Source organism: Jeotgalibaca sp. A127 (assembly GCF_052266745.1).
In the GTDB taxonomy this organism is placed as follows: Bacteria; Bacillota; Bacilli; order Lactobacillales; family Aerococcaceae; genus Jeotgalibaca.
This window is the reverse complement of sequence record NZ_JBQPRC010000022.1, coordinates 1-3,559: the sequence shown is the minus strand read 5'-3', so window position 1 is coordinate 3,559 and position 3,559 is coordinate 1. Positions and strand designations below refer to the sequence as shown.

The 3,559-nt window shown below is 36.2% G+C and carries 3 protein-coding genes and 1 pseudogene; 2 read left to right on the top strand and 2 right to left on the bottom strand.

Annotated features, from left to right (window positions below):
* A pseudogene (locus ACTVAI_RS11690) lies at positions 1-112 on the top strand (IS30 family transposase); the annotation flags it as partial.
* A gap of 570 nt (positions 113-682) precedes the next feature.
* Positions 683-1,417, top strand: a complete 735-nt coding sequence (locus ACTVAI_RS11685; RefSeq protein ID WP_443486744.1) for a helix-turn-helix transcriptional regulator — start codon at positions 683-685, stop codon at positions 1,415-1,417.
* 36 nt (positions 1,418-1,453) lie between these two features.
* Here the strand turns inward: ACTVAI_RS11685 and ACTVAI_RS11680 are convergent, their stop codons facing one another.
* Both ACTVAI_RS11680 and ACTVAI_RS11675 read right to left on the bottom strand, forming a co-directional pair.
* The gene (locus ACTVAI_RS11680) at positions 1,454-2,296 is read right to left on the bottom strand and encodes an MBL fold metallo-hydrolase (protein WP_443486743.1); all 843 of its coding nucleotides are present in this window, start codon (positions 2,294-2,296) and stop codon (positions 1,454-1,456) included.
* 20 nt (positions 2,297-2,316) lie between these two features.
* Entirely contained in the window at positions 2,317-3,273 is a 957-nt protein-coding gene (locus tag ACTVAI_RS11675) for an MFS transporter (RefSeq protein ID WP_443486742.1), read from the bottom strand.
* Positions 3,274-3,559: the final 286 nt, after the last annotated feature.

Here is a 3,559-nt window from a genome sequence, read left to right as displayed (position 1 = left end):
ATCGGTTGCAAACAAGCGAAATAACATCCCACGAAAATCCTTGGCATACCAGACGCCACTGGAAGTATTTTTGAGTTACCTAGACGAATCTACTTTGTCTAGCTTAAATTGACAAATCAAACTATTTTAAAAATAAATGGACTTCCTGTGTCTAATTTAATCTATAATAAGAATCAAAATTTAAGTGACAGCAGAATTAGTCCTAGGTTGAAAGTATAATATCGGTTAGTCTTTTTACTTTGAGGTAAAACATTGTTTCGTGCCTCCTGAATGAAAATTGATAAATATATTTGTTTCGATTTATAGATATATTCTTAATTAATTTCCATGAGTTAATATACAAATAACGCCAAACAAATATATTCTCAATGAATGTATATTTATTTCTAATATATTCATCATAATACCATTAATAAACCAAAATTTGCACCATATTATGCAATTATTGCAATTATTTGTATAAAGCAACTATGATTGCGTTTTCTTTAATATCTTTAGTGAAATCCTTATTATTAAAGTGGCTTGTCTAGTCAAATAAAGTGGTATTTCATTTCTAATTGAAGTTTTATTATGTCTTCTTTCAGACTAACTATCCCACTGATTAAGTTACCTTTATCGCAGAACTAATTAGACTCTTTACCAGGGTTCCATTAATCTATAAAATAACAGTAGGAGGTGACACATGGCTAACACTTTTCAGAATTTCTTAGATGGAACAATCCATGACCATAGACATCTGGAAACAGTCTACGAACGAATAGACTATTTGATGCTTTTTAAAGAAAGTATTGCCACTCATAATGCTGAGAAGGCAAAAGAAGCATTGAAGGAATTTTACCAATATATCGATTTAGATCACCAAAATTATGTTCCACCAGAAGACTTATTAGCTGCGGCAATTGGTCGTACACAATTTTTCCATGGACTCGTTTATGCATTATTATTAGATCGTTTGGCTCCCTCTGTGTTTGCCTATTCACTCTCTTTAGTTCACATTGAGACGATTAATGCCATGAAAAGACCAGAAGATGCTTTTATTATCACTTGTAGAATGATTGATACGTATTGCGACTATGTAAATTCACTAGACAACATCAAAACCAGCGAATTTTCAGCTAAAGTGCTTACGTTAATAGATATGAACATAAAAAATGAATTAACCACCCGTATTTTAGCCGAGCATATCCATTTACATCCCGATACGTTGCAGAAGAAATTCAAAGCTGAAACTGGTAGGAATATTACCGAAGTTATCAACGAACGACGCGTTGAATTAAGTAAGGTATATTTACGAAGTTCGAAATACTCTATTACAGATATTTCTTACGAGGTGGGTTTCTCTGATGCTAGTTATTTCGTTAAAGTATTTAAAAAGTTTACAGGCATAACGCCAGGCCAGTTTCGTACTCAAAAATAGAAGACCTGACATATTATAGTCGGGTCTTCTATTTCCTTAGGCATCACATTTATACCATAGTTCTATTCCGTTTTGACGAATGACTTCACCTTTGCGGAAGCCAATTTCTTCATAGTTTCCTTTCAATGTTCCATCCAAAATACCTGTTGCTAGTTCGAGGTAGTCTTTTACTACTGCCTTATCCATCGTTGGGTTTTCGTGGCCCACTAAAAGTGTGTCATAGGCATCACTCACGTCCCACAACTTTTGAATGGATTTTTGATAAATTTCTAAATCCTTACGATTACCACCTTCTTTGTTAAAAATGATAATACTATCATTAATTGTGTCTCCACTAAACAGTAGACGATTCGTGCGATCGAGATAAGAGACATGTCCAGGTGAATGGCCCGGTGTTTCAAAAACTTCCAGAACACGATTCCCGAGATCAATAGTGTCTCCTTCTTTAATCGGTTTGTATGGGAACAAAGACAGGTCTTTTTCTTCCGGTAATTGTTCCAGTAATGCTTCCACATGCCCTTCGCCTGGAAAACGGATTGGCGTTCGTGTTTCAATGTACCATTTCCTCATAGCCACACTTGGGTAATGTTCGCGGTAGAGATGGTCATCATCTGGGTGCATATATGCTTCCTCGAAAGCGTACATACCGCCTAAGTGGTCCAGATGTCCGTGTGTCAACAATACTTTGATAGGTTTATCAGTGATTTTCCTCACATCATCGATGATAGTACCGATACCAGCTCCCGTATCTATGAGAGCAGCATACTCATCCCCGACGGCCACATAGTAATTGTCTAGAAAATAGTCGCTAATATTCCAAGTATTCTCATTAAGTTGTGTTATTTTTTTTGCGATTTTCGGTTTAGTATCTATTACCAATTTCACTCATCCTTTCCCTATTACAAACTGTTTACCTCTTTAGATATCTTTTGCATTTCTACATCGGTCATATTGTAAATAAAGTGGAAACAGAAGAAAATTAGTACTGCTCCGATAACAGGTAAAATACCACCCATAAATTTGATTGCGGTTGCGACTCCAGTTGTTTGTGCCGCTCCAAGAGCCACATCATACCCAACTGCATCCAATAACAACGCAATCATCGATGTTGAGAAACTCGAAACCAAGAACACTAAAAATGTGATTGTTGCATAAATGGTTCCATCATTCCGTTCTTTTGTTAAGTAAGCTTGGTAATCGACCGCATCAGCAATTAAAGACCAAATGAGTAGGCTAAAGAAGCCAACGAAAAATTGTCCTAGCAATTGGAAGAAAATGTATTGCGTAGATGAAACTGGGAAAAGGGCATTAACTGAAAATGAGGCTGCTGCTAGAAGAGCTGGCCAAGTCACTAAGTTCTTTTTACCAAAACGGTTAATCATCGGTTTAACAAAAATCATCGCAACCAATGTCGGAATTAGTGTCGCTAACCCTAGTGCAGCAAGTTGCTCTGTGGCACGATAATGGCTCATGAATACATATTGGTTCATGATTCCTGTTGTTTGGATAAAGAATTTAGTGATGATGTAGGCTGAAATAACTGCAACCATCGGACGGTTTTTAACAAAAGTTTTCATAACTTTGAAATAATTGATACTCTTTTGCTCATCAGTCTTGTCCGGAATAATTACCCGTTCACTAACTAAAACATGGGTCAAGAGCAGGCAGACTGCAGTAAAGACTGAAAGAATAATTCCTAATAATACAAAACGATTAGCAACAGGATTATCCATTTGATCGAATAGGATTAATGGTGCAAGGGAAGTAACAATAACATTGGCCATAACTGAACCAATACTTCTGAAGTTTGATAAATCCGTTCTGCCTTTCATATCAGAGGTAATCGAATTTAACATTGCTCCGTAGGTTCTAGAATATTAAGTGTTGATGGCCCATGGCCCTTTTGTGAAAATACAAAGAGACAAATGAATTTTTCCGTTAAAATGAAGGAATCGAGTCTTTATGTTAGGGAGGAAATTCATTTGTCTCATAAACATTCTATATTAAATCTGCTGGTAATAAAAGATAAAAATATTAAAGTGACGGATAAGGATTGGCTGAAGGAAGAAGTTAGAAATGGCCTGCATTGCAAAATCATCTCCGCCAAGCTGACCTATACACCAGAGGCTTGTAAGTGCTGTG